This window comes from Nostoc sp. (genome assembly GCF_054880495.1).
In genome coordinates, this window is sequence record NZ_JBTYKD010000281.1 from 14,791 (window position 1) to 35,924 (window position 21,134).

Consider the following 21,134-nt stretch of genomic DNA (forward strand, 5'->3'; position numbering starts at 1 on the left):
TTTTTGTAACATAACTCTTAACAAACGTAAGAGACGGTAAATTTACCGTCTCTTAATTTATGCAAAACTTAGTGGTAGAGTAAAAATATACTGATACCAAAAGCCGTTATCAGCTTGACACACTTCCCTGTTTAGAAAACGAGGGATTCTGGGGTCAAACAATGATTGCAGGTATAACCGGTCTTATATCATCTAGCCCAATGGACAATGCCCTGCCCACTGGTTGAATCATACCATGACCGAATAAATTCGGTTACTCGCTTATATCCCCTGCATAAATGACAGGGGCTTTACGCATCACGACTCGTAAAAATATAGGATGAACTATGGCTTTAACTGCTTCAACTATGTTGCCGCTACTCACAAAAGCACCAGATTTTCATCTACCGGAAGTGGTATCTGGAAAGCCAACTTCACTTTCTACCTTTGCAGAGAAAAAAGCGTTGTTGGTAATGTTTATTTGTCGGCATTGCCCATTTGTAAAGCACGTCCAACAAGAATTAGTGCAGTTAGGAAAAGATTATTTTACAAGTGATTTAGCGATCATTGCCATTAGTGCTAACGATGCAAAAAATTACCCAGATGATGCGCCAGAGTCGTTACAAGCATTTGCCACAGAGCTAGGGTTTAATTTTACTTTATGTTACGACGAGAGTCAGGAAACAGCAAAAGCTTACACAGCAGCTTGCACACCAGATTTTTTTGTATTTGATGACCAACGCCAACTTGTTTATCGGGGACAATTAGATGATAGCCGCCCCAGTAATGGTAAACCCGTAACGGGCGCAGATTTACGCGCAGCCATTGAAGCAGTGCTGGCGGGTAAACCTGTTACAAACGAGCAAAAGCCGAGTGTTGGTTGCAATATTAAATGGAAACCTGGAAACCAACCCAGTTATTTTGGTTGAAAGAGATTGGGCATTGGGCATTGCACATGGGGTACTTGTACTGAGCGAAGTCGTTGGCGCAGCCTCTCGTAGAGAAGTATTGGACATTGGACATTACATTAGTTATTCTTTCTCCCCCTGCTTTTCCTGCTTCCCCTGCTCCCTCATCTCCCCACTCCCTACTCCCATTCGGCTACGCTCACGGCAAGCCCATTCCCCACTCCCCACAATTATCAGTGTTTAATTTCCAAATTCAGTATGTAGCATCCTAGTTGGACTTTTTCTGCCCACAATTCATATTCCAGTCGCAAATGTTCTGGCAAGGGATGTCCGTTGAGACTTAGGCTACTAGTAAAATTTCGTAAACGAATAGGATTGTTAGGTTGCAACGACTCAGTTGGCAACCAATATCGACTAATCCCATAAACGCCCTGTTCCCAAAAGTGACGGTAACTCACTTGAGCGTTACCTTGCATAGTCATAATTACCCGGTAAGGGGAAATCTCCAGCCACAAAATCCTGGGACTGTTAGGAGCGTAAGCTTTGCTCTTACTTTGGGGAAGTGTGTCTTCTGGACTTAGGACACTTTCTACTTCGCAGCTAATTAAGGGTGGTGCAGTTAACAGCAAATGGAACCGATCAGTGTCTTTTTGATACAGTGTCCCGGCAGTTTCAACAACAGACCAGATTGGTAGGTCAGTGGAAATAAGTGATAAGCACACGGGCTTGCGGTGATGGGTCAGCATGGGAGCGATAAGGGCTAATAGCTATTGAACAAAGTGAAATGAACACTCTAGCTGTCTAATAGGTCAGGGTAAGAAACTAAATAGTAAAACAGGCTTAATATTAATGAATCCGTTGATTTGTTAAGCTACAGAGATACCAATAGAAACAGGTAGAATGTCAGCTTAGACAGCAAAGACGCTACTTTCTTTAGAGAGAGGTAATTCGTAAGTAAAGCTTGTAAATATTCTAAGGCTATAGCCTCAAAACAGTCGGAGTCTTTTTAGATGCTAAGAAACCTTCTTGAGGGAGACTTGCCGTAGATTAGAGTAAGTTTCATACAGCAAAAAGCGATAGGATACTAGGCAGGAAGTCACCAGCAGCGATTTTGTTTGTTGCTGGTGACTTCCGGTCTATTCAAAAGCCAGTGTATCCTAATGTCGGCTTCTGTTATAACCGTAGAAACTCACGAAGACCTTTTTCACAAGTTAATTATTCAGCGACCCTCTTTTGGGTTATTTTTATCGGGTCGCATCCGGGTGGCTGGGGACTTTGACTTTCTTCACCATGCTCTAATGTTGGGCGCTCTAGCCGAAGGTGAAACTGAAATTTAGTAACTTCTCTTTGGAAAAAAACCCCGCAGCACTGCTAAGTAAGTGGGCAAAAATAAATCAAACTATGTTACGCAATATAACATTAATTAAATTGGCTTTACTACAAACCTTTAATTATTCATGCCCACTTAGTTATGTGTTAGTTATATTTGTAATTAAAAAATATTAAATTTAGTAAAGTGCGTTAAGTCGAACACTTTAACGCAACAATTATTATATACAAATAGCTCGGTGTAAATATTTGTCGTTACTCAATAGCTTTCGACTATTCAGCATTGAGGATTTTTGGGACTTTGAAAAATTCGCCTTCCTGTTCAGGCGCACTGTTGAGAATACTTTCCCGGTCTGGATAGGGTTGCAATTCATCTTTTCGTGTGATATTGCTGACATCAATTGCCCGTGTTGTTGGGGGTACATTACTAACATCAAGTTCATTCAACTGTTCAATATAATCCAGAATATTTCCCAACTGGGTAGTGAATTGCTCCTCTTCTTCTGGAGTCAGTTCTAAACGAGCAAGATTAGCTACTTTGTGAACTTGTTCTTGGTCAATCATATTTTTTAGAGACGCGATTAATCGCGTCTGTACAGGAGTTAGAGACGCGATTAATCGCGTCTGTACAGGAGTTAGGAGTGAATGATTCATAATTCCTAACTCATCACTTTTAGAAGAATACGTCAATTTGCGATCGCCCGGTGGTTTTCAGCCAGTTTTGGGCTTCGATGTAGTTATTGGGAGCCATGCGAATAGCTCGAATCCAATAGTCTGCTGCTTGGTCAAACAGTGCTTCGCCAGCCTCGTTATCTCCAGCTTCTTTCTCCTTTTCGCCTTGGTAGTGATAAATCACGGCGATGTTATTCAAGGCTTGCGGCATACGTGGGTTTAACTCAATTGCCTGATGATATAGTTCTAAAGCCTTTTTGTGGTCGCCATTGCTGGCATAGATTAGCCCCATATTGTAATGAATATAGCCGCGATCGTTGGTATCTTCCTCTAGTGTTAGAGCTTCTTCATAGTATTCCAATGCTTCAGCATATTCCCCTTCTGCTTGGGCTGACATACCATCTCGATAATAAACAAACGCTTCTTTAGCTTTTTTGTTGGTTGGCAGGATCTTCAAGATGATATCTGCCATCACTGTAAAGGATTTGTCAATAAAATTATCGTTTTTTTGTGTTCTTGGCATATTTGTCTCTGGGTATTGCGTATTGGGGCATTGGGCATTGGACATTGGACATTGGGTATTGGGCATTGGACATTGGTTACACCCATCTCCCTCTGCTTCCCAATCCCCTAGCACACTCAATAGCTAATTTAACTGATTTGCGGGTGCATTATTCTCACTGAGGGGTATGATGCATTGCGGATTATTATGCCGAGAGTTGTTTACCAACGTGCTAACTGGATATGCAGTCATTGCTAAGGCGGGATAGGGACGCAATAGCTGCTGGAGGATTTGGGGCGTTTGCATTTGGGAATCTAGCCATAAATCGTAATCTTGTGGCTCTAGAATCACTGGCATCCGCTCGTGGATAGGTTGGAGTAATTCGTTAGCTGCCGTTGTCAAAATTGTACAAGAGATTATTTCTTCGTTAGCAGGCGATCGCCATTTCTCCCACAAACCTGCAAAGCCGAAGGGTTGCCCATCTTGAAGGCGAAAATAAAACGGCTGCTTTTTGCCTTGTTGCCGTTGCCACTCATAAAAGCCATCAGCTAGTACTAAACAGCGTCTGTGCTTAAAAGCCGAACGAAAAGCGGGTTTTTCGGCAACAGTTTCTGCCCTAGCATTAATCAGCTTTGCCCCCATTCCTGCATCTTTCGCCCATGACGGAATTAAGCCCCAATACAACTGCTTAAATTCAGGCTTTTGGCTTTCGGCATTTTGTAACACTGTAGCCACCATTTGCGTAGGTGCAATGTTATATTCGGCTGCTAAATCCGAAACTTGATCAATATGAAAAACTTCAGCTAAATTTGCTGCCGACTGGTTTAGAGTAAATCTTCCACACATCCTTTTATTCTCAACCACTGACTCTATTAAACATCTCAATCTAGAAATAAATAATACTTTTTTTTGTCCGATGATTTTCTGTAGGACACAGTATAGTCATGAACAACAACTAGTTATCTGTATCAATTTCGATCAGCTTTTGCCGGGAGGATAAACCTAATTTAATTCTGATCTGAGATTTGGTTACATCAAATTTCTCTGCTAGTAGTTTAATTAACTCTTCATTCGCCTTACCATCAACTGGGGGTGATTTTAAATACACAGTTAGACTGCCATCGGGTTGTTCTTCAATCTTTTGCTGTTTTGAATTGGGTTTAACCTTGACTTTTTTTTGCATCACCTATTCACTGCTTTAAAATACTTACCTAAACCTGTCTAGACCTGTTTAGAGATTTCTTCCCCCTTCGTCCAAGGATGTCGGCATCTTCTTGTCCAGAGGCGTTAAGTTTCGGTTAAGCCAACCGTACTTTATCTATGGGTGCGTTCATTAAGTTTACTGACGCATTTTCGTCGCGGTCTTGAATGTGTTCGCATCTGCCACAATTGTAGACACGCTCACTCAATGTCATCGGCTGAATATGTCCGCACTTAGAACACATTTTCGAGGAAGGAAACCATCTATCAACCAACTCAACCTTAGTACTATAATGAGATTGTTTGTATGTGAACTGTCTGCGAATCTCGTAAAAACAGTTATTACTCACAGCACTCGCTAATTTGTGGTTACTAATCATGCCTTGGATGTTCAGATCCTCAATCCTAATCACATAAGCTTTACGGCTTATATCAGTAGTCATTTTCTGGGTTGTATCAAGTCTTATGCTGGCGATATGAGCGTGTTGTTTTGCTAATTGCGTGTAGTAAATTCTTGCGTTATTTGATGCCCTAATTTTCAGTTTTTTATTCCCAAGTACTTTGTTACGATTGTGCCACTGCAACCGACCCAGCTTGATTTTCGCCTTTTTAGTGGTAACAGGCATATCGTAAAAAGTACCGTCAGAACAAGTCGCCAAGACTTTCACACCCAAGTCAACACCAATCGAAATAATTGGGTGAATTACTGGGGGGATCTTTTGGGCATCCAACATGAAGGACACAAACCATTTGTCAGCAGTTCTGGACACAGTAAATGTCTGAGAACTACAAATAAAATCAACCCCCTCTTTTAACCTAAGTTCCTTTAATCCAGGCAGCTTAATACGTTTGCCAGCATTAATTACAACTCGATTAGTAAATGCTTGTGCTGGTTCACCTTTTACCGGATAAATACCAGCAGTTTTGTACAGTCGGAATGAATCACCTTTCTTCTTTGATTTCTTCTTAGGGAACTCTACTAAACCTTTGCGCCATCTTGAAAAAGCATCCTTCAAGTCGATGAAAGCTGACTGATACACTGTGGACGGATATAGTTTCATCCACGCATATTCAGGTCTTTGCATTGTCACTTGAGTAAATACTTTTTTGATAGCATCAAGGCGCTTAGAGTCAGAAGCTTTTATATCCTCAAAACTCCAAGATGCAGTTAGTAGTTCTAACCCGAAGTTGTAAACCCAGCGTTTGAAACCAGCATTGCCACGCATCAAGGAGGTTTCTACATTATTTAGTTTTAACTCTCTTTGAAGTGCAAACATTGCTATAAGTTGTATGTTTATATTAGTTTACCAATATCTTGGAATTAAATCAATGCCATTCAAGAAGAATCATAAACTTGGTTTTATAGCTAAGGGGAGTGAAGCTTTAGATCGGAAGCCATTGACAATAAAGGTGCATCTTGGTATCCGTCAACGAGTAATGGATATACCAGATTGGCAGTCGAAATTAAGAACAGTTATTGAAGCATGGCTGAGTGAAGTTGATCTTGATGATCAGCTTTGAATAACTCTAAACAAGGATTTGTCAATTTAGTTCTGCTCTAAAAATGATCAAAGTCCGAAGTTGACAATTACTCCGCTAAGGAATAAGAATTAAATAACATATAATTTATGTCCCTGGCTTACCTCACCCTCAATCCCTCTCCTTATAAAGGAGAGGGAAGCTAGAGACAGAGTGAAGTTTTGCATTTTATTTAATCCACGTTCCTAAGTAGTAATTTTCTGGGGTTTATCCTCATAATTTTGGACTTATTTTTAGATACCAAAATGTAGGATACTACGTTTTTAAGTGCAAAGATTAGCGGGGATGAAATTCGACCTCTTTCTCTAGAATCTTAATATCATAGTTGCCAAAGAAATCATGGCCCAGTAAGCCGATGCTTGCTTTTGGTGCGATCGCTACCTGAAGATTATTGGCTATAACTCCACCTACTGCAATAGATTTTACCTTACTGGTTGGGAATTCTACTTGGCTACCATCGGCAATTTGGGCTTGCATTGTACCTGTAGTCTGGAGTTTAAGCGTATTCGCCATACTTTGAGTGATAATGGTTCCACTAGCACCTGTATCTACAATCATTTCAAAGGTTTTTTTGTCGTTGAAGGTGACATCAATCACAGGAGTTCCACCAAAGCGGCGTTTGACTGGGACTCGAAAAACTCTATTGTCAGAAGGTGCGGCTATATTACCACAAAGCCTTGCCAATCCAACGGTTTGACCAGAAGAAGTTACCATGTAACATACTCCTGGATCGTCAGCTGTTGCCCGATGAGAGAATGCTAAAAATACTAGCGTCGGGATTAGTACCGCAGCCACGCCCGTCGTAGACATTGCAACTCGGTTAACGGTCATAATCCAACGCTTCCAAGCATTATTCATGTTAATATTGCTCTCTAATTTTAATGATATTTTTTAATAACTAAATTCTTTATAATAGCTGCAAAAATTGGTGTTGAAAGCCCTGACTGTTAAAATATAAATGCCATATTTATTAACCTGTAATAAAATATTAGAATACCTTGTATTCTTCAGCTTATAATTTTTATTTATCTATTACATCTAAGCTATTCACACAATTTTTATTTTTTAAAGTTAGTTAGTGATTTGTTATTTAGGTGTCTTCATAAGATAAAATCGTATCTTATTCAATACATCTTATCTATAATTACTAATTAATAAATTAAAGATTAGGTAAAGACATGATAAAACTACTTAGAGCAGATTAAATCTGGCATACTAAGAAGTTAGATAAGAGAAATTTGTGAGCTTATTTAAGGGTTGCTGCTGCATATACAACAGTTGCGATCGCATTTTTAACAGCAATATCTCTTTGTTAAAATATGACATTTTCACCATCAGTATGCAGAGTAAGCTGCTACGCAAATAGCTGCTGCAAAATTATCCACTCCTGCTATTTTAAATAGTGTGCCGCATTCTGTCTCAGCGTTTACCTGTCATAAAGTTGAGATTAGCGATATTTTTCTGTATCTTCAGCCTGTTCATTTTTAATACTATATATAATACAAAATATTACTCTTTAGGTGGTGGCTGTTTGTCGCTTAAACAAAAGGAAATTTACAGATGTGGTCCAAATTTTTTAAAATCTATAGGTAGAGGCAATACCCTGCGGTCAGCCTCCGTCTACATGAATTGCCCCAGAGTGCGTGTAGTTTTGCGTAAGTCCTATATGGGTAGAGTATTTTGTATTCTGAATTCTGCCTCCTTCAAGAAACTAGTATATCTTGCAGCTTTGCCACCATTTCTGCACGCGCCGAAACCTTCAACTTCCGAAACATCCTCTTCAAAGCTTGTTTGACGGAATTTTGCGTAATCCAAAGTTTTTCTCCAATTTCTGCGTTCGTTAAGCCCTGCGCTACCAAGTCGGCAATTTCTAACTCACGCGCTGTTAAAGGGCATACTAAAAGGGAATTGGATCTTTTTGGTTTTGTCCGTAGAGTCGCCATCTTTGCTGACAAATGAATACATAAGGCGCTCAAGTCAGCTAAATCGTTGCCATTAAAAGCCGGATTTCCCTTGTCACGGGCTAAGTTAAACGTTCCCACAAGACGACCATTACAAACAATTGGCCCAGTCATTACGTGTTCGTGATCTGAACGTGAGCAAAAATGCTTCCAGTCTCCTGGTGATAATAATAACTGCTCATGGGCGGGAGCATGACGCTCAACCACGTAACGCCCGACGGGATTGCTTTCTAAGCATACTGCCGGAATACTCTGAAGATCAATCTCAGTGCTTGGCTGCTCATCTAAGAAATAAATACCCCAATTTTGAACGCCAAAATGCTCACCAATTTTATCCGCGAGAGCTAGTCTTAATTCTTGCTCATTTTGGACATTAGCGATCGCATCAAATACGGCGTGGAGAGAATTAGCCATAAGTGTACCCAGTTGGGGACTATCCTAGCCTCAACAATTACTTCTATGCTAATACCAAGGAAACTAAAACGCTAATTTACAGTAGCGACTAGGAGAAGCACATGACAGTTACACAACTTTCTGCTCAGGAACTTTTCCGGGCTGCTTATGAGAACCGCTATACTTGGGAGAAGAATTTCCCCGGTTATACCGCAAATATTACCTTTAAGCATGATGCTCAAGTGTTTACAGGCAAAGTTATCATCAATGCCAATCTCAAAGCGGAAGTTTTGGATGTAGATGACGAGTCAGCCAAGCAAGCAATTCATGGTCAAGCATGGGAGATAGCAATTCATCGTATCCGCCGCAGCTTTGAAGACACCCACAGCGCCAATACGTTTAGCTATGGTAAAACTGACGAAACTGGTGCGGTTGAGCTTTTAATGGGTGGTAAGGCTGAGGGCGATAAATACAAAGTCCGCAATAATGAAGTCTGCCATGTTCACCGTCTAATCCACGGTACTTTTGTGACAATTGACACCTTTAGCAGTCACGACACTGGGGAAGGTTACTTGTCCCATACCTATGACTCTGTGTACCATGACCCCAAAACTGGGGAACAAAAGGGCGGTAGAAGCGAATTTATCGATGAGTATGAAAAAGTTGGTGACTATTTCATCCTAAATCGTCGGGAGATTCGCACCGAGACAGCAGGACAAGTATCTATTCAGGAATTTGTTTTCTCTGACATCAAATTGTTGGAACCTGTTGCTGCTTAAGCTGTATTCTGGATTATAAATAAAAGCGATCGCTCTTTAGTTGAAGGAAGCGATCGCTTTTATTTTTTGGCGTTTGGAGTTTTGAACACGAACTTCCGAGTTCCGAACACGAACTTCCGATAAAAAAGCTCGGCGTTTCCAGTTCTGAGGTAGAATAATCAGCTTCAAAAGGCGAGAATCAGAAATCACACTACTGTAACTGAGTGCAAACGTGACTAATAAGGGCGATCGCTTCAGATATAATCAACATATAAAAAGTAAACTCCTACTATACGAATAATATTTGATTTCTGAAAAAATCTCGGTAGTCTTGTAATAGCCCCTCTTGGCTAGAATGTTGCAAAAAAATTGTAGGTTGGGTGGAGGCTTTGCGTAACCCAACATCCTGATAATCAGTTGGGTTGCGCTCCGCTCCACCCAACCTACGACTAATGCACTATTTTAGCCTAGACAGTCCACTACGTGCATTTCAAAAATCAAATACTAGTCCTATATTTAGCAGATAGTAAACTAACGCCTGTAGAGTTACTGGTAAAAAAAACTGATATTTTAGGTTTGAAAACTGCGGTGTCTGTTACCACTATAAATAAACTCTAAAATGAGATTACAAATGATTGTTGGCAGCGACAATCATTTCTCTATCCCTACAATTTTGATTCAGTTTATCTAAGATTTTAAACTTGTATCTTTTGCTTTGGCTCTGCCAATTTTTTCTTAAGTGCTAAACCCATAGCCGCAGTTAGTAATAGTCCGCAAACATAGTTGGGTTCGGGTACTGATTTGGTGGGGCTAGTAAATCCATACTTATGCAAAATTTCCTGTCCTTTCTCTGACAAAATATAATCTGCTAGTTTCTGTGCATTCGGGTCAGCATTTTTGATAACTGTTAAATCAAATGGCGCTGCAACAGACAAATAATCTGGTAGCCCAACTACTTGCAGGCTCGGATCAATTTTTTGTGATGCGATCGCGCCAGTATAGTAAGTCAAGAAAACATCTGCTTGCTTAGTGTTATCTAGAAAATACACTAAGTTGTCCTGTCCTGATGGGACTATTGGGGAATTCGCTCCACCTGTTAATCGCAAAGCTTTATTATTGAGGGTATCAAAACTACCAGGGGTTTTTGAATTAGCTTGAGTAAATATCTGTTCAGTGTAGTCTCCAAGAGGATCTGATATAGGTGTTGAAGTTCCTAACTTGACGTTGGGATTTAGTAAGTAATCTAACACCTGACTTGGTGTAATTTTTGCCTGGGAATACTTTGAGGAAAACACCGCTACAACCTGGTTTTGAGTAAATTCCACTGGCTGACTGCTCAACCCCTTAATGTAAAGTTTTTGTGGATTTCCAATATCTGCACTAGCAAAGACATCAGCAGTCGGCTGTCCAAGTTGGAGTTCTGTTTCTATTGCTTGCTCTCTAATCCCTGATGGCCCAAATACTGTATTTGTTGCTATTCCTGTTTGTTGGGTGAAGTCTTGGCTTACTTCCGTTAGTGCATTTCTTAAACTACCTGCTCCATATAAGTTGAGATTAGCGGCAAAAGCTTGATTTGGTATCAGAACACTAAAGGCACAAGCTGCCAAAGAACCTGTCAAAAAATATTTTTTCATCTGTTCGCTCAAATCTCCAAGTTTTTGGGTATTTTCTCCTCAAGGTTAAACATACCAACTAAGTTGGAAAAATGTCAATTACTTTCTTTATATAGACAAATCTTGGCTTTGTTACAATACGGTTCGGTTAATAAAGTTATCAGTTGAGGCAAGCAGGAGGAGCAGTTCTTGAGCAGGGGGAGAAAGAATTATTGATCAATAACTCTTTTTCCTCTCCTGCTTATCCGAACCGTATTGGGCTTTATTAATTATTGAAGACATGGTGGGTATAAACAAACTTTTCGCCAGTTACACTCAACAGATTTACAAATGTCTCCAGAAGTTCTTGCTGATAGTCTTGAGACTGACAACCTTAGCCTCTACATCAGAAATATTTTGGTTTCAAAGGAGAAGCAGGAGCGGATAATATGAGGATATTTCTCACATTACTAACGTAACGACCTCCAGCTTTGTCACCTGGAACTACTAAACGAGCAAATCCTTCATCTATTAAAGGCACAACTGTACCATCACTAGCTTTTTTTGCGTATGCAACTAGCACTGTTTTCCCTTCAAAGTTAGGTTGAATTTCACCAATAGCTACGACTGCACCATAGCAATCTGTGGCTTCAGCTAGCACATATTGCCTCAGAAAAGAGTTTTTAGAATTCAAACCAGAATTACCAGGTTTTAGCCCACCTCCAGCTTTTGAATTATTAATCAATTCCCATAGGGGGACTCCATAGTATGTTTCGGTTCGTGGCCCTGAGCCGGTTTGAAAGCTCACAGTGATTTCAGTAACTAATGCTGGATTTTGTTTTTTTAAAGCATCTCGCAAGTTTTTCAGGTTTTGCAAGTTATATGTGGTTGGATTATTGAGTTCTCCACCCAAGCGAAAACTTGGCGAAAAACCTCCAAGACACTTATTTTTATCCGAAAGAGATGGTATTTTCTCTTTTTGAAGCGAGGGAAGAACATCCCTTGAGTCAGCTAAAGTAGGCTGCCATAAAACCAGTAGTGATAGTATTAAAGACGCAATCGGCATCGTGCGGGTAAAACGCATAAAACATTTCTCCGTTTACTATTGAATATTGAAAAAATTAGATAGTTTTGCTCAAAGCTGTTTGCTCACCAAAAATTAGTCTCGTTATCGCCAAAACTGAGCAAGTTGACAATAAATTTTGTTAGATAAAAATCAAAACGGTTCTATCGTTAAACTTTCAACTCCTTACCAGACGATACAAAATAGCTAGTTTTCAATATGTGTTATTAAAAACTAATGAATCTTTACGCCAAATTTAGCCACAAACCTCTTGTTAGATTTACATCTTTCAAAATGGATAAGTGTATCTGTGTAATCTACTGAAGATAATACCAACTTATTTAGTAAATTATCAAATAATATGGTAATCAAACCCTAACAAAATTAATTTTTATTTCGGTGATGCCTACGGCAGTCCCTTTAGGTGTAAAGGACATAAAAAAGTCCCCAGCTTTATGTTTCCAAGGACTAGGTGCGTTCGGCTCGTAAATTGATTTACTGATTTAGCAGTCCGATCGCCATCTCAAGGTGCATCTTAGCTTTGTGCAAGTTCACTCTCTTGGTCGTATCGGTCAGGATAGCTCATAACCTTGCCCTCCATCGTTAGCTTAATCAGGGCTGCTTATTCATCAGTGGGGGAGTTCATCTCATTTACCACCCCTTCGAGGAATTGAATAACACTGAAGCCCGAATTACGAATTACGAATTATTTTTACCCTACCTCGCTAAGTGCAAGCGATCGCATAAAATTCCTTGAATCATTTGTTGTACAATTTCTTTACTCAAACTGCCATCTACGCGAACAATTCGTGAGGGATGGGATATTGCTAAATGTGCGTATCCTTGTTGAACGCGCCGATGAAAAGCGATTGTCTCCTGTTCAATCCGGTCTAGTCCAACTTTGTCTAAGAGTTTGCGGGAGAGTCCCACCTCGACATCGACATCTAACCAAATAGTTAGGTCACTCTCTAAACCACCAGTAGCAATATAATTAAGCTGATTGATTAAACTCATGTTCAGACCGCGACCATATCCTTGGTACGCAATGGTAGAGTCAGTGTAGCGATCGCATAAAATATATTTCCCGGCGGCGAGATTTGGTTTAAGTTCTTGTTCAACGTGTTGCGATCGGTCAGCAGCATACAACAAAAGTTCTGTCACTTGTGCAACTGGCTTATCTTCTGCCTTCTCTAATAGCAAGCGGCGAAGGTGTAAGCCTAACTCCGTTCCTCCTGGTTCACGAGTTACCACCACAGAAACACCCAGACTTTCCAACCACTCAGAACAAAGCTGTATTTGGCTGGTTTTACCACAGCCTTCTACCCCTTCAAATACAATTAATTTGCCACCCATGCTTTTTTGTGTGCGCTGCAATAAACTTGTTCGCTGACGTTTGATTAAGAATAGCGCGAAGGTTTTAAATATAACCCACATTCCGCAGGTCTCTCACGTAAGTAGATAATATTTTTGGGTAGGGGCACTGACAGAATTTTGCAACGTAGCCATAAGGTTTACAGGCTAAAAAAATCGGTAGGGTTCAAATGGTACAACTTTCTATAACGTGTTAAGTCCGCAAATAGTATAAGCTAGTAAAAGTTTTAACCAGACTTGGATTTGCAAATGCCAATCAATTACGATCAAGAAGATTACCTGCGCGATGCCGCCAAGGGCAAGCGTTGGGGATGGACGGCGCTACGACCTGACATTATCTTTGGCTTTGCAGTTGGCAACCCGATGAATCTCGGCAACCTGATCGCCGTCTATGCGAGCCTGTGCAAGGAGCTAGGCGTGCCGTTGCGCTATCCCGCTAGCCCCAAAGCGTACCATATTCTTGCCAATGGCACCGACGCAACCTTGCTAGCAAAAGCGATGGAATGGGCGGCGTTGAACGAAGCGTGCTATGGCGAGATATTCAATATCACCAATGGCGACGTGTTTCGCTGGAGCCAAGTCTTCCCGCAGATCGCCGAATCCTTTGGCATCACCTGCGCCGATCCGCAGACCTTCTCGCTCACATCTGCGATGCAGGATAAGGAACCGATCTGGTTCGAGATGGTGCAAAAATATGGACTTGCACCGAATTTTCTCAGAGACCTTGCCAACTGGCCGTTCGGCGACTTCATCTTCAACGTCGAGAATGATGCTTTCTTTGACGTGAATAAGGCGCGGCGCTTTGGTTTTCACGAGATGCACCTCGACAGCGGCGAGGAGATTGTGAAGCTAATGAGCTACCTGAAGGGACAAAAGATCATCCCGGTCTGAGCTGCTTCATGAATATAGTATCGAACAGAACCGATAGCGTTGAAGAAACAGAATAATGTTGAAGTTTTTTGCTGACCGTGGTGGTACATTCACAGATATTGTTGCTATTACTAATAATCAAGCAATTATAGACAGACTATCAAGACATCTTGAACGTTTTTTAATTGTGACTCTGCCTAATGAGCAATGGATTATAATCTACAAACTGCTTTCAGAAAATCCTGAACAATATCAAGATGCAGCTATCCAAGGTATACGGGATATTATGGGTATTTCTGGCAACAAACCCATTCCTACTGAAGCAATAGAAGTAGTAAAAATGGGGACAACAGTAGCAACAAATGCGCTGTTAGAAAGGAAAGGAGACAGGGTTGTACTTCTGATTACTAAAGGTTTTAAAGATGCGCTACGAATTGGCTACCAAAATCGTCCTAACATCTTTGCGCGTCAGATCATTTTACCAACTATGCTTTATGAGCAGGTGATTGAGATTGATGAACGTTATGATGCTAACGGAAATGAATTAATACCTGTAAATATTGAACTAGTTAAAAGTGACTTAGAAGCAGTTTACAACACAGGAATTCAGAGTTGTGCTATTGTTTTTATGCACAGCGATCGCTACCCTGCTCACGAAGAACAAATAGCCCAACTTGCTTTAAAAATTGGCTTTACGCAGATATCCATATCTCATCAAGTTAGTCCATTAATCAAGTTGGTCAGCCGGGGAGATACAACAGTAGTAGATGCTTATTTAACTCCTATTCTACATCGCTATGTCAACCAAATAGCGACTCAGTTACCTGGAGTCAAATTAATGTTTATGAAATCTGACGGCGGTTTAGTCGCAGCCCAACAATTTCAAGGCAAAGATAGTATTTTGAGTGGTCCTGCTGGCGGGATTGTCGGCGCAGTCCAAACTAGTAAAAGGGCAGGTTTCGAGTTAGTTATTACCTTTGATATGGGAGGCACAAGTACAGATGTCGCCCACTTTAAAGGAGAGTATGAACGACAACTAGATTCAGAAATTGCTGGGGCGCGGATGCGAGTTCCGGTATTAGCAATTAATACCATTGCTGCTGGCGGTGGTTCAATTCTCTTTTTTGATGGTTCTAGTTATCGTGTCGGACCTAAATCTGCTGGATCAAATCCTGGACCTGCTTGTTATCGACGTGGGGGACCACTAGCGGTTACTGATGCCAATGTGATGTTAGGCAAAATCCACCCGCAATATTTTCCCTCGTTTTTTGGAATTGATGGCAATTTACCTTTAGATAAAGATACTGCCATTCAGCAATTTACCCAATTAGCCCAAGACATTCAAGCCGCGACATTAAATCATTGTACTCCCGAACAAGTAGCGGCTGGATTTATAGCGATCGCAGTGGACAATATGGCGATCGCAATTAAAAAAATCAGTCTACAACGGGGTTATGATGTCAGCCAATATGTGCTTTGTTGTTTTGGCGGTGCTGGCGGACAACTTGCTTGTTTAATTGCCGACACCTTGGGAATGAAAAAAATATTTCTCCATCCTTATGCGGGTGTTCTTTCTGCTTATGGAATGGGATTAGCTGATGTCAGGGCGATTAGAGAAACGGGAGTAGAACAATCTCTCACTCAAGCATTAATTCCTCAATTATACCAGTTAATGGAATATTTAGAAACTCAAGCTAGAAATGAAATCGATCAAGTGTGTAGTCAAGTAGAAGTAATCCGAAAAGTTAACTTAAAATATGAGGGAACTAACTCTACATTGACCGTTAATTTTGCTGATGAAGTAGAAGTGATGCGGCAAGAGTTTGAGACTGAACATAAATCTCGCTATGGTTTCCTTCAATTAGAGAAAACTTTAATTGTTGAATCCGTCTCAGTGGAAGTCATTCAGAAGATGGAGACACCCGAAGAACCTTTAATTATTCGTACTCGCCCTTTAGATCAAGCTCCTACATCTATTGAGACAGTAAGGATGTTTAGTAGTGATAGATGGTATGATACTCCTGTTTATCGGCGGGAAGATTTACAACCAGAAGATAGAATTAATGGACCTGCGATCGTTGTCGAAAAAATTAGCACAATTGTAGTTGAACCTAACTGGAACGCCAGATTAACTGAACACAATCATCTGATTTTACAGCGTCTATCAACAGGCTCTAAGAAGCAGAATTGACAAGAGATCAAAAATGGGCAAGGTATCCACCGTCAACCGCCAAAATCTGACCAGTGACATAGGATGCGGCTGGAGAAGCAAAGAAAACGACAGCACCAGCGATTTCTTCTGGATATCCCCAACGACCAAGGGAGGTTCGTTTTTCCAACCAAGCGGCGATTTGTTTATCGGCAAGCACATCTGCATTGCTCTCAGTTGCGAAAAAAGCTGGGGCAACACCATTGACAGTTATTCCAAACATTCCCAGTTCGGCGGCAAGAGCGCGAGTTAGAGCTTCGAGTCCACCCTTGGCAGCAACACAGCATCGCCTGCACCTGCGATCGGTCCAGCGATCGACGTTATATTGATGATTTTCCCCTCGCCATTCTCAATCATCAGCCGTGCTGCTTCCTGGCACAGATTGAAGGAAGCAATAAGATTCGTATCGATAAGCCGACGCACGGCATCCATTTCAAATTCAAAAAAACCGCGACGATCGCGCATACCAACATTATTGATCAGGATATCCAGATGCCCGTATTTTTCTCGAATTTCATTGAACGCTTTTTTAACGGCTGCTTCATCCGTAATATCTAATTGCAATGGCAAGGCTGATCCGCCAATTGCAGTCACAGATGCAACTGCGCGATTTAGGCTTTCATGATTTCGCCCATTGACAAGAACAAAAGCACCAGCACTCGCGAGTGCTTTGGTGATTTATAGTCCTAATCCTTGCCCCCCTCTAGTAACTAGGGCAATTTTTCCATCCAATGAAAATCCAGGTGGTGTCATAACGTTTCCTTTGCGGGGTCATGCTTTAACAATTTATCACTCTTGACATGGGAGTTTGCTGAAAAAGGGTTATATTCTCGTTACTAGGTTCAGTTTAGTAACGAGGGTTTAGAGGTTCCGCCTCCTGATTTTTAAAACTGGTGCAACATATACAGCACATTTCATCTGAATGAGGTACACAAGGGCGGGCAGGATGCCCACCCCACAAGATTTATCATATTAATATGTGTACTTAATTTACCTGCAAAGTGCTGTAAGTTTTACAAACATTCAATCCTTTTGGCTTCTAATATTTATCAAATCTAAACAAATAAAAAACAAAAATGTACACAACATCTCGACCCGATCCTATCCGCTTGGAAATATTCAAAAATCTCTATCAATTTATCGCCGAACAAATGGGAATTGTGTTACAAAACACGGCCACATCGGTAAATATCAAAGAGAGGCTAGATTTTTCCTGTGCTATTTTTGACTCATCGGGATTATTAGTAGCAAATGCCCCGCATATTCCTGTACATTTAGGCTCAATGAGTGAAAGTGTCCGCAGTCTAATTAAGGATGAAGGTGACACCCTAAAACCGGGGAATGTGTATCTATCCAATAATCCTTATAATGGCGGAACACATCTTCCTGATGTCACTGCAATTACCCCTATTTTTGACGGATACAAAAAACAAGTTATTTTCTACGTTGCTTCTCGTGGACACCAAGCCGATATCGGTGGAATTACTCCTGGTTCAATGCCTCCCCACAGTACCACAGTAGAAGAGGAAGGAATTATTTTTGATAATTTTCTCTTAGTTGAAGAGGTAAATTTTCGAGAAATCGCAGTAAGACAGCACCTCTTAAATCATACTTATCCTGCTCGTAAGCCTGACCAAAATATCGCTGATTTTAAGGCACAAATTGCTGCAAATGAAAGAGGAGTTCAAGAACTTCGTAAAATGGTTTCCCAATATGGACTTGAGACTGTCCAAGCTTATATGAAATTTGTGCAAGCTAATGCTGAGGAGTCGGTGAGAAAGGCTATCAATCTTCTCAAGGATGGGTCATTTATTTATGAAATGGATAATGGAGCAATCATTCAAGTAAAAGTTACGATTCACCAAGAAAGTCATAGTGCTACTATTGATTTTACTGGAACTTCTCAGCAACTCAATAGTAATTTTAATGCTCCTAAAGCTGTAACTCAAGCAGCAGTCTTATATGTCTTTCGGACTTTGGTTGATGATCATATTCCTCTGAATGCTGGGTGTCTTAATCCTCTAGAAATTATTATACCGGTCGGCTGTATGCTGAATCCAATTTATCCAGCAGCAGTAGTAGCGGGTAATGTAGAAACTTCTCAAACGATTGTTGATGCTTTATATGGCGCTTTGGGTATTATGGCTGCTTCTCAAGGAACGATGAATAATTTTACTTTTGGTAATCAGCAATATCAATATTATGAAACTATCTGCGGCGGCTCTGGCGCAGGAATTGATTTTGATGGAACTGATGGTGTTCATTCTCACATGACTAACTCCCGCTTGACCGATCCAGAAGTTTTAGAAACTCGTTATCCTGTACTTTTAGAAAGCTTTAGTCTTCGTCCCAATAGCGGTGGTAAAGGAAAATATTCCGGTGGTAATGGAGTTATCCGCCGCATCAAGTTTATAGAACCCATGACAGCTAATATTCTCTCTAGTCATCGGGTTGTTCCTCCCTTTGGATTAAATGGTGGGCAAGCCGGAATTATCGGACGCAACTGGATACAACGTCACAATGGAATTGAAGAGAATTTAGACAGCACCGCAACAGTAGAGATGAAACCTGGGGATGTTTTTGTGATAGAAACGCCTGGAGGAGGTGGATTTGGTAAAGTCTTCTAGTGCCACTAAGGGCTTTGAATCTTACTCCCCAATGCTAGTAGGGAAGGGGCTGTTCTTGTACGGAGTCTTCGTTGCTCTTTGTGTCGCTCAATGATATCACCCTTTTGGGTGAGTCATATATCAACCGATCAGATGACCTGAATGAAGGAAGTTGAGATTAATAATAAAGAGGAATCTATTACTAAAGAACACCGCTCGCATTTTACCTAAGAATAAGCTGATGAAAGTTGTTACCTTAATAAATTCTGCACTTATTTTTGCTTCGATTACCCTTGTACCTGGAATCGTTAGCGCTCAAATACCCACTAGCAACAGCAGGGAAATAGCTATTAACTCTAACAATTTATCCAGTCACTCTACTTCTGTTAGTTACCTCCAACCTTTCAATCTAGTTAATTTTGCTTATCAGGGAGGTCTGAAGCAACACGGGATTCCTAGTGGAGAAACGCTAGTATTTCAAACTCAGAACAGGAATATTATTGCAGAAGATTTGGTGAAGGCTGCTGTTAATGCAGATAAATTACCATCACAAGTTTTAAACGATCAAAATTATCTAACTGCTGTTAATTTCCAACTCAACGCATTGCCTGGTTATGCTGCTGCTGATTGATTTGGTTTCTCTTATATCTTTTGAGAAAACTAAATTTCTCAGCATACTATATTCGTGCGCTTGTTACTAAATATAAATAAAACCCTTTTATATACAGATCGTAGGTTGGATTGAGGAACGTAGCAAGATCCCGCAGGGTAAGCCAACATTTTCAGTGGTTTGTTGGGTTTCACTTCCTTCAACGTAACCGACGCAGTTTATGGTTTTTGACGCTAACCCAAACTTATTGTAATATATTCGTAGCCCTCTGTTTTCAGATTATTGTTTTGGCGAAGGTACTGAACTATTAACCCATTTGCAGCAGTAGTAGGACAACAGCAAGCCATAGAATTACTCACTCAGGCTGTCAGACAAAACCGGGTTGCTCCAGCCTATCTATTTGTAGGGCCAGATGGTGTAGGAAGGAGTTTAGCAGCCAGGTGTTTTGTGGAATTGCTATTTTCTAATGGGATGGGAGTTACTGCATCTTTACAAAACCGTTTGCGTCAAGGCAACCACCCAGCTTTGTTATGGGTGCAACCAACATACCAATACCAGGGACAACGATTAACAGCAGCAGAAGCCGCCGAGAAAGGAGTTAAGCGTAAGGCACCACCTGTAATTCGCCTAGAGCAAATTCGGGAAATTACCGAGTTTCTCAGTCGGCCACCCTTGGAAGCGCCGAGGAATGTGATAGTGCTGGAAGAAGCCCAAACAATGGCAGAAGCCGCAGCGAATGCTTTACTTAAAACTTTGGAAGAACCGGGACAGGCGACGTTAATTTTAATTGCACCTACACCTGAGTCTGTGTTGCCAACTTTGGTATCACGCTGTCAACGCATTCCTTTTTATCGTTTAGATGCACAGTCTTTAGCTGTTGTACTCACACAAACTGGTCATCAAGAAATTTTGCCAAATCAGGCAGTATTGAGTATAGCATCTGGCAGTCCGGGGAGTGCGATCGCATCTTACGAGCAATTACAAGCTATTCCGCCTGAGTTACTCGAAGATTTGAAAAAAGCCCCTGCTTCCTACCGCAAAGCCTTGGAGTTAGCTAAAAAAATTGATAAAGATTTAGATATAGAAGCACAACTGTGGTTAGTTGATTATCTTCAGCAATTCTACTGGCAGGAGTGGCATCAACCCAGCATAATTAACCAGCTAGAACAAACTCGTAAATACTTACTTGCTTACGCTCAACCACGGCTAGTTTGGGAATGTCTGCTTTTATCTGTATACCAAAAATAAAATCGCATTCAAAACTCTTTAGCAACATTAAATGATATTATTTACAGCAGTTTTCATGTATTTCAACCACATCTGTCGTAGGGGCACAGCAATGCTGTGCCCCTACCGCGTGGTATATTTACCTAAAAATCGCCCCAAGACATAGGGATTTGGTCAATTGTTAAAGCTTCATGGCAAACAAAAGTCTTGTGGGGGATGACTAATAAAGATTGTCCGATTATTCTTTTTGAAGATTGTACCCCTGACTTATGATCAACTTACCGCAGACGATTCCAGTTCTTCTTTTTGGGGCTAGCTTGGCTGTGCTTTCTCCTCAACTTTGTG

Annotated in this window: 23 protein-coding genes; 9 read left to right on the forward strand and 14 right to left on the reverse strand. The window is 40.9% G+C overall.

Annotated elements, in window-relative coordinates; genetic code table 11:
• Positions 1-326 precede the first annotated feature (326 nt).
• Positions 327-908 carry a thioredoxin family protein gene (locus ACYTXL_RS24730; RefSeq protein ID WP_461927026.1) on the forward strand — a complete coding sequence of 194 codons (582 nt, stop codon included), beginning with the start codon at positions 327-329 and terminating at the stop codon, positions 906-908.
• A 212-nt stretch (positions 909-1,120) separates the two neighbouring features.
• Here ACYTXL_RS24730 and ACYTXL_RS24735 read toward each other — a convergent pair whose 3' ends face one another.
• A complete protein-coding gene (locus tag ACYTXL_RS24735) occupies positions 1,121-1,633 on the reverse strand; it encodes a hypothetical protein (protein ID WP_334902199.1) in 513 nt (170 codons plus the stop codon).
• A 414-nt stretch (positions 1,634-2,047) separates the two neighbouring features.
• On the opposite strand from ACYTXL_RS24735, the gene ACYTXL_RS24740 reads away from it, so the two are divergent.
• Positions 2,048-2,224, forward strand: a complete 177-nt coding sequence (locus ACYTXL_RS24740; protein WP_461927027.1) for a hypothetical protein — start codon at positions 2,048-2,050, stop codon at positions 2,222-2,224.
• Between the two features lie 265 nt (positions 2,225-2,489).
• Here ACYTXL_RS24740 and gatC read toward each other — a convergent pair whose 3' ends face one another.
• From gatC to ACYTXL_RS24765, 5 genes are all read right to left on the reverse strand, one after another.
• A complete protein-coding gene (gene gatC / locus ACYTXL_RS24745; protein ID WP_292791863.1) occupies positions 2,490-2,780 on the reverse strand; it encodes an Asp-tRNA(Asn)/Glu-tRNA(Gln) amidotransferase subunit GatC in 291 nt (96 codons plus the stop codon).
• Between the two features lie 109 nt (positions 2,781-2,889).
• Positions 2,890-3,411 (reverse strand): photosystem I assembly protein Ycf3, encoded by a 522-nt coding sequence (locus tag ACYTXL_RS24750; RefSeq protein WP_292791866.1) that lies wholly within the window; start codon positions 3,409-3,411, stop codon positions 2,890-2,892.
• Between the two features lie 123 nt (positions 3,412-3,534).
• Positions 3,535-4,236, reverse strand: a complete 702-nt coding sequence (locus ACYTXL_RS24755; RefSeq protein ID WP_461927042.1) for an SOS response-associated peptidase — start codon at positions 4,234-4,236, stop codon at positions 3,535-3,537.
• Between the two features lie 109 nt (positions 4,237-4,345).
• Positions 4,346-4,573 carry a DUF167 domain-containing protein gene (locus ACYTXL_RS24760; RefSeq protein ID WP_461927028.1) on the reverse strand — a complete coding sequence of 76 codons (228 nt, stop codon included), beginning with the start codon at positions 4,571-4,573 and terminating at the stop codon, positions 4,346-4,348.
• 115 nt (positions 4,574-4,688) lie between these two features.
• Complete coding sequence (locus ACYTXL_RS24765) at positions 4,689-5,867, reverse strand: RNA-guided endonuclease InsQ/TnpB family protein (RefSeq protein ID WP_461927029.1); 1,179 nt, start codon at positions 5,865-5,867, stop codon at positions 4,689-4,691.
• Positions 5,868-5,880: 13 nt separating this feature from the next.
• Here ACYTXL_RS24765 and ACYTXL_RS24770 point away from each other — a divergent pair, with 13 nt between their 5' ends.
• Positions 5,881-6,111, forward strand: a complete 231-nt coding sequence (locus ACYTXL_RS24770; protein WP_461927030.1) for a hypothetical protein — start codon at positions 5,881-5,883, stop codon at positions 6,109-6,111.
• Positions 6,112-6,405: 294 nt separating this feature from the next.
• Here the strand turns inward: ACYTXL_RS24770 and ACYTXL_RS24775 are convergent, their stop codons facing one another.
• Together ACYTXL_RS24775 and ACYTXL_RS24780 are read right to left on the reverse strand one after the other, a co-directional pair.
• A complete protein-coding gene (locus ACYTXL_RS24775) occupies positions 6,406-6,987 on the reverse strand; it encodes a retropepsin-like aspartic protease family protein (RefSeq protein WP_461927031.1) in 582 nt (193 codons plus the stop codon).
• Positions 6,988-7,832: 845 nt separating this feature from the next.
• Complete coding sequence (locus ACYTXL_RS24780; protein WP_461927032.1) at positions 7,833-8,504, reverse strand: LuxR C-terminal-related transcriptional regulator; 672 nt, start codon at positions 8,502-8,504, stop codon at positions 7,833-7,835.
• 101 nt (positions 8,505-8,605) lie between these two features.
• Here ACYTXL_RS24780 and ACYTXL_RS24785 point away from each other — a divergent pair, with 101 nt between their 5' ends.
• On the forward strand, positions 8,606-9,262 hold the full coding sequence (locus tag ACYTXL_RS24785; protein ID WP_461927033.1) for a DUF3386 domain-containing protein: 657 nt from the start codon (positions 8,606-8,608) through the stop codon (positions 9,260-9,262).
• Between the two features lie 36 nt (positions 9,263-9,298).
• Here ACYTXL_RS24785 and ACYTXL_RS24790 read toward each other — a convergent pair whose 3' ends face one another.
• The 4 genes from ACYTXL_RS24790 to tmk form a co-directional block, all read right to left on the reverse strand.
• The gene (locus tag ACYTXL_RS24790; RefSeq protein ID WP_461927034.1) at positions 9,299-9,451 is read right to left on the reverse strand and encodes a hypothetical protein; all 153 of its coding nucleotides are present in this window, start codon (positions 9,449-9,451) and stop codon (positions 9,299-9,301) included.
• Between the two features lie 485 nt (positions 9,452-9,936).
• Positions 9,937-10,875: an extracellular solute-binding protein gene (locus tag ACYTXL_RS24795; protein WP_461927035.1), complete on the reverse strand. Its 939-nt coding sequence runs from the start codon at positions 10,873-10,875 to the stop codon at positions 9,937-9,939.
• A gap of 364 nt (positions 10,876-11,239) precedes the next feature.
• A complete protein-coding gene (locus ACYTXL_RS24800) occupies positions 11,240-11,917 on the reverse strand; it encodes a hypothetical protein (protein WP_461927036.1) in 678 nt (225 codons plus the stop codon).
• Between the two features lie 696 nt (positions 11,918-12,613).
• Complete coding sequence (gene tmk / locus ACYTXL_RS24805) at positions 12,614-13,249, reverse strand: dTMP kinase (RefSeq protein ID WP_461927043.1); 636 nt, start codon at positions 13,247-13,249, stop codon at positions 12,614-12,616.
• Positions 13,250-13,516: 267 nt separating this feature from the next.
• On the opposite strand from tmk, the gene ACYTXL_RS24810 reads away from it, so the two are divergent.
• Positions 13,517-14,158: a Rossmann-fold NAD(P)-binding domain-containing protein gene (locus ACYTXL_RS24810; RefSeq protein ID WP_461927037.1), complete on the forward strand. Its 642-nt coding sequence runs from the start codon at positions 13,517-13,519 to the stop codon at positions 14,156-14,158.
• Positions 14,159-14,213: 55 nt separating this feature from the next.
• Positions 14,214-16,328 carry a hydantoinase/oxoprolinase family protein gene (locus tag ACYTXL_RS24815; protein WP_461927038.1) on the forward strand — a complete coding sequence of 705 codons (2,115 nt, stop codon included), beginning with the start codon at positions 14,214-14,216 and terminating at the stop codon, positions 16,326-16,328.
• Between the two features lie 7 nt (positions 16,329-16,335).
• Here the strand turns inward: ACYTXL_RS24815 and ACYTXL_RS24820 are convergent, their stop codons facing one another.
• Together ACYTXL_RS24820 and ACYTXL_RS24825 are read right to left on the reverse strand one after the other, a co-directional pair.
• The gene (locus ACYTXL_RS24820; RefSeq protein WP_461927039.1) at positions 16,336-16,569 is read right to left on the reverse strand and encodes an SDR family oxidoreductase; all 234 of its coding nucleotides are present in this window, start codon (positions 16,567-16,569) and stop codon (positions 16,336-16,338) included.
• 26 nt (positions 16,570-16,595) lie between these two features.
• Positions 16,596-17,024, reverse strand: coding sequence for an SDR family NAD(P)-dependent oxidoreductase (locus ACYTXL_RS24825; RefSeq protein ID WP_461927044.1), 429 nt, complete (start codon positions 17,022-17,024; stop codon positions 16,596-16,598).
• A 398-nt stretch (positions 17,025-17,422) separates the two neighbouring features.
• Between ACYTXL_RS24825 and ACYTXL_RS24830 the strand changes: the two genes are divergently transcribed.
• The 3 genes from ACYTXL_RS24830 to ACYTXL_RS24840 all read left to right on the forward strand — a co-directional run bounded on the left by ACYTXL_RS24830 (position 17,423) and on the right by ACYTXL_RS24840 (position 20,810).
• The gene (locus ACYTXL_RS24830) at positions 17,423-18,973 is read left to right on the forward strand and encodes a hydantoinase B/oxoprolinase family protein (protein WP_461927040.1); all 1,551 of its coding nucleotides are present in this window, start codon (positions 17,423-17,425) and stop codon (positions 18,971-18,973) included.
• A 220-nt stretch (positions 18,974-19,193) separates the two neighbouring features.
• Positions 19,194-19,583, forward strand: a complete 390-nt coding sequence (locus ACYTXL_RS24835; RefSeq protein ID WP_461927041.1) for a hypothetical protein — start codon at positions 19,194-19,196, stop codon at positions 19,581-19,583.
• Positions 19,584-19,868: 285 nt separating this feature from the next.
• Complete coding sequence (locus tag ACYTXL_RS24840) at positions 19,869-20,810, forward strand: DNA polymerase III subunit delta' (RefSeq protein WP_461927045.1); 942 nt, start codon at positions 19,869-19,871, stop codon at positions 20,808-20,810.
• Positions 20,811-21,134: the final 324 nt, after the last annotated feature.